Origin of the sequence: Streptomyces prasinopilosus (assembly GCF_001419695.1) — a bacterium.
Lineage (GTDB): Bacteria > Actinomycetota > Actinomycetes > Streptomycetales > Streptomycetaceae > Streptomyces > Streptomyces prasinopilosus.
In genome coordinates this window covers 1-4,612 of record NZ_LIRG01000327.1, presented here as the reverse complement: position 1 = coordinate 4,612, position 4,612 = coordinate 1, and the positions used below count along the sequence as shown (strand labels likewise).

At 71.4% G+C, this 4,612-nt stretch carries 4 protein-coding genes; all 4 read right to left on the bottom strand.

Translation table 11 applies throughout. The features are described from left to right. Positions 1-112: 112 nt before the first annotated feature. Positions 113-2,692 carry a class III lanthionine synthetase LanKC gene (lanKC, locus tag AOK18_RS14720; RefSeq protein ID WP_157865101.1) on the bottom strand — a complete coding sequence of 860 codons (2,580 nt, stop codon included), beginning with the start codon at positions 2,690-2,692 and terminating at the stop codon, positions 113-115. A 158-nt stretch (positions 2,693-2,850) separates the two neighbouring features. Further along, complete coding sequence (locus AOK18_RS14715; protein WP_055694647.1) at positions 2,851-3,486, bottom strand: flavoprotein; 636 nt, start codon at positions 3,484-3,486, stop codon at positions 2,851-2,853. A 12-nt stretch (positions 3,487-3,498) separates the two neighbouring features. Next, the gene (locus AOK18_RS14710) at positions 3,499-4,284 is read right to left on the bottom strand and encodes an MFS transporter (protein ID WP_107100351.1); all 786 of its coding nucleotides are present in this window, start codon (positions 4,282-4,284) and stop codon (positions 3,499-3,501) included. Further along, the gene (locus tag AOK18_RS14705) at positions 4,188-4,595 is read right to left on the bottom strand and encodes an NUDIX hydrolase (protein WP_074994508.1); all 408 of its coding nucleotides are present in this window, start codon (positions 4,593-4,595) and stop codon (positions 4,188-4,190) included. Before AOK18_RS14705 ends, AOK18_RS14710 begins: the two co-directional genes overlap by 97 nt. Positions 4,596-4,612 lie beyond the last annotated feature (17 nt).

Genomic DNA, 4,612 nt, shown 5'->3' with positions numbered 1-4,612 from the left:
CGCGCACCTCCCTTCAGGTGGCTGGTGTTCGGTGGAAGCCAGGCGCGGTGAGGCGCCTGTCCCGCGATCGGCGATCGAGGGGGGTCTGTGGGGGCCGGCCGGCGGCTGTCGGTCAGCCGGTGCCGGAGGACGGCCGGTCGGTGAAGAAGGGCAGGAACGATCCCTGCGCTCCCATGACCGCCTGAGCGGTCAGCAGGACGCCCGCGGTCCCGGTGGCGAGGTCCATGGAGAGCTTGAGCGAGAAGTCCCCGGGGAACGCCAGGTGCCCGCCGTGGTCCAGCGCGTGCCAGTCGAAGCACGCGAGGTGCCGCCGCGTCACCCGGCCGGTGTCCAGGCCGGGATCGCGCCGTCCGTTGCGCTCCAGCGCCGCCAGCAGTCCCGCGCGGCCGGTGAACAGCTGCGGCTGCAGGACCAGCTCCGACGCGCAGGCGGCCAGCAGGGCGGGCAGCCGGTCGTGGAGGCGGTCGTCCCGGTGCAGGGCGAGGATCTCGTCGGCGACGAGGGCGATGCCGGCGCTGCCGACGTCGAGGTAGCCGAGGGTGCGCACCATGGGGTCCTCCACCTGCAGCGAGCCGTTGGCCGTGACGATGCAGTGGTCGAGGTCGCGGTGCACGGCGGCCACGGCGGTGTCGAGGTGCCGCTTGTCGGGCCGGTCCTCGTGGAGGCGGAGGAAGAAGAGGCCCACTCCGGACCAACCGTGCATCAAACCCGCCCGTACGTGAGGGGAGTGCGCTCCGGGGCCGGTCAGGGGGCGGTCCGCTCGCAGGGCCGCCGACAGGCTCTCCGCGATGGCGGTGATCTCCCCGTCGAACCGGGTGGTGCCCCAGCGCCGTTTGAAGTGGAGGTAGTTGAGCCCGATACCGGCGAGCCCGTCGTACAGTCCGATGCTGCGGACCTGCCGGGAGGGTTCGGCGGCCCGGTCCAGGAGCTCCTCGGCGGCGGAGGTGCTTCCCAGGTGGTCCAGCACGTGGGCGATGCCGTGCGCGCCGTCGTAGAACCCCTGGCGGGGGCGGGGTACCCGGGCGGCTTCGGCCAGCCACTCCCGGTGCGCGGGCAGGACCGGGAAGCCGCTCGTGTCGAGGGCCCACAGGATGCCGGCGGCGCCGTGGGCGAATCCCGCGCCACCGGTCCTGAACAGCTCCGAGTCACCGGGGAAGAGCCGGTCGGTCCGGTGGACGTCGGCGGAGGCCGCGATGGCGGAGGCCATGGAGGCCGCGGCGGCGCGCCGGGCGTCCGGGCCGGTCTCCAGCGCCATCCGCCGCCGGACGCCCGCGGGGGCCTCGTCCCCGATGAGTTCACGGCGTACCGGGTCGAGGAATCCGGCGGGCAACGGGAAGCGTTCGGCGATGAAGTCCAGCTGCTCGGCCGCCTTGGAGCGGTCCAGGGCCCGCACCTTCTCGAAGGGGAAGAAGAGCGCGGCCTTCAGCGCGGCCAGGCAGTAGTGGTCGATCGCGCGCCCCCGTCGCCCGCACAGCGCGGAGAACCCGGCCGTGCCGAGGGCGGGCACATGGTCCTCCTCCGAGGTGGCGAAGGCGGCCTCGTAGTCGATGAGGGCGACCGATCCGTCGGGCCGGACGACGACGTTGCCGAAGTGCAGGTCCCCGAAGGCGAGACCCCGGGCGTGGAAGCCGTCGATGATCCTCTCCACGTGGCCCAGCAGGGAGAGCGCCTTCGCGGTGTACGCGGCGTAGTCCTCGGGGGTGGGCGCGTCGGTGACCAGCATCGGATGGTTGCGGGCCATCCACACCCACAGGTTCACCCCGTCCACGTACTCCATGGCCATGAACTCGTGGCTGTCGAGGGAGAAGTAGTCCAGGAGGCGAGGCGCGCCGTCGGCGCCGTCCAGCAGTTCCAGCGCCCACTTCTCCGTGCGGAGCCGCTGGACGGCGTCACCGAACCGCATGTCGAGCGCGGCGTGCGGGCGGGCCTCCTTGAGCACGCAGGGCGCGCCGTCGGCCTCGCGCTCGGCCGCGTAGACCCCGCCGGCATTCGAGAAATGAAGCGCCTTTTGCACACGGTAGGGAAATTCTCCCTGCGTCTTGCGCCGCTCCATCAATTCCTTGACGAACGGGGGGACAGGGGCCCAGGAAGGGACGGAGAACACCGGGCGGCGCAGATCGGGGACCAGTTCTCCGTCGGGTTTCTCCAGGGCCGGCACGATGGAGCCGTCGGCGTCGGTGCAGTAGCGCTCGACGAAGGCGCCGTAGCGCAGGAAAAGAGGACTGTCATGCCATTGGAGGTCGCTCAGGACGCGGGGTCCGGCGATTCCGTCGAGTTCCTTGGCCAGGTCGCGCAGGATCTCGTGCAGGCGCTCGTCGTCGTCCGGGTAGACCGTGAGCAGCTTCCCGCTGCCCGACCGCGGGGCGTACTTCGCGTTGTGGGCCAGGAACACCTCGGGGCCGGCGAGGTACTTGAAGCGCACGTTCTCGCGGACGCAGTAGTCCCACACGATCGAACACGCCTCGTCCGCCCGGTCGTGCGTGGCCGAGACGTGGACCTTCCAGCCCTGGGTGCGGGGCGCGTACGACCGCGGCGTCAGCTGGACCCAGCTGCCGCGCGCGGTCCTGGTCCAGCCGGCCGGAGCGGGGCGCCGGGAGACGTGGAACGGGGTCAGGCCGCGGTTCCAGCGATCGGGCATCTCGAAGAACTGCTGGTCCGCATAGCAATAGATCTGGCGATCTCCGGTGGCCACGATTCCCCCGCTCGAATAAGGAGTTCACAACAGTTGCAATGACGCAAGGAATGCCGGAAAGGAAGTCCGGGGAATTGTTTGCTTTTCCGTCCGGCTCTTCGGGCGTTAATTTCTAACTAATGATGTGGCCTTCTCCGGGGTGGGTCAATGTATTTCCTTCAATTTCTTTCCTCTTTTTCCTCCGTGCTGCCGCCGGCCGCCGTGCGCAGGTTCTCCAGGGCGGCCAGCACGGTCCACATCGGCGCCGAGGAACGCGCCTCCTTGCGGCCGGTCGTGACGCTGACGGCCGGCTGCGTGGGGGCCACGGCCACGTTGGACCGTTCCTCCAGCGCCTTGACGTGCCGCGCGTACACCGGGTTCTCCTCGATCCGCGGCGGCAGCGACGGAGCGATCACCACCGGGGCGTCCGTGCTGTGCACCGCCAGAAGGCTGGGACTGTCCGCGAGCCCCAGGGCCGCGCGCGAGACGTAGTGCATCGAGGCCGGGTAGACGGCCACCGAGTCGGCCCACTCGACCAGGTCGACGTGGAGGGCGGTGGGCCGTGGTTCGTCCGGCCATGCGTCGAGGATCGCCTCGTGGGAGGTGAGCGCCGACAGGGCCTGCAGCGTCGTGAAGCGCAGTGCGCTGCGGGTGGCCACCACCTTCACGGTCACGTCGGGGTACTGCTTGCGCAGCCAGGTCAGCCAGTACGGCAGATGGACGGTGTTGACGGCTCCGGACGCGACCAGCAGCAGGGTGCGGCCGGTGAACGCCGGGGTCGTCGACGCGGAGGCCGGGGGGGCGGTGGAGGACATGACTTCCCTTCCTCAATCGGGTTGTCCGGCGACGGCACGGGGGGCGGCCGGGAGCGGCGGGCTGTCGAGGGTGCGGAGCGCGGGGGAGCACAGGGCCACCAGCGAGATCGGCACCATGGCCATCGCCAGGAGCAGGAGCGCCGCCCCCGCCCCGAACGCGTCGATCAGGGGCCCGCAGATCACATAGCCCACCGGGGCGGCGACGCAGGCCGTGGCGGTGAAGACGCTGAGCGCCCGGCCGAGCACCTCCGCCGGCACCCCGGCCTGGAGAGCGATGTTGAAGATGGGGGTGATCGGTCCGGCGATCAGGCCGAGCGCCGTGGCCAGCACCAGCAGGGGCAGGGTGTCCGGCAGGGTGGCCAGGGCGAACAGCAGGACGTTGGAGCCGACGATCGCCGAGACGAACAGCGTCCGCATGGTGGCCCTGCGGCTCAGCCCGCCGAACGCCAGCGCCCCGACGATGCCCCCGGTACTGGTGCACAGGAGGAACAACCCCAGCACCTCGGGGCGGCCCTGAGCCTGGAAGTACTGCGGGAGGGCGATGTTCTGCACCGGCAGCGAACCGATGCAGAAGCCGAAGGACAGGATGGCCAGCACGCGCAGCAGCCGGCTCCTGCGGACCACCGAGAACCCCTCGGCGGCATAGGCGAGATGCCGGCGGAAGGCGAGCGCGGCCGATCCTCCGGCGGGGGCCGGGAGCGCTACGCCGGTGGGCGGAACGTGGCGAGGAGGGCGTCCACCAGGTCCGCGTCCCTCGGCTCGGTGAGCCGGCGGCGGGCCCGGTGCGGGGGGAGCCACAGGACGCGGTCCACCTCGTCGTTGGGGGTGAACGTGCCGGATATCGCCTCGGCGGCCCAGTAGCGCACGCGCTTGGGGCGGCCGTTCGCCAGGTAGTGCGCCGAGGGGAGCTCGGCGGCCGCCACGGCGGAGTGCCCCGTCTCCTCGGCGACCTCGCGCAGCGCGCCCGCCAGGGCGTCCTCGCCGCGCTTCAGCTTCCCCTTGGGCCAGGACCAGTCGCCGTACTTGGGGCGGTGGACGAGACACACTTCGAGCGTGCCCGTGACCGGGGAACGGCGCCACAGGACGCAGCCCGCCGCCTGGACGGTCAGGCGGCAGGCTGCGTCCT

Excerpts from the sequence above, each read along its gene's own strand:
- AOK18_RS14715 (WP_055694647.1), bottom strand. The coding sequence starts at position 3,486 with ATGTCCTCCACCGCCCCCCCGGCCTCCGCGTCGACGACCCCGGCGTTC.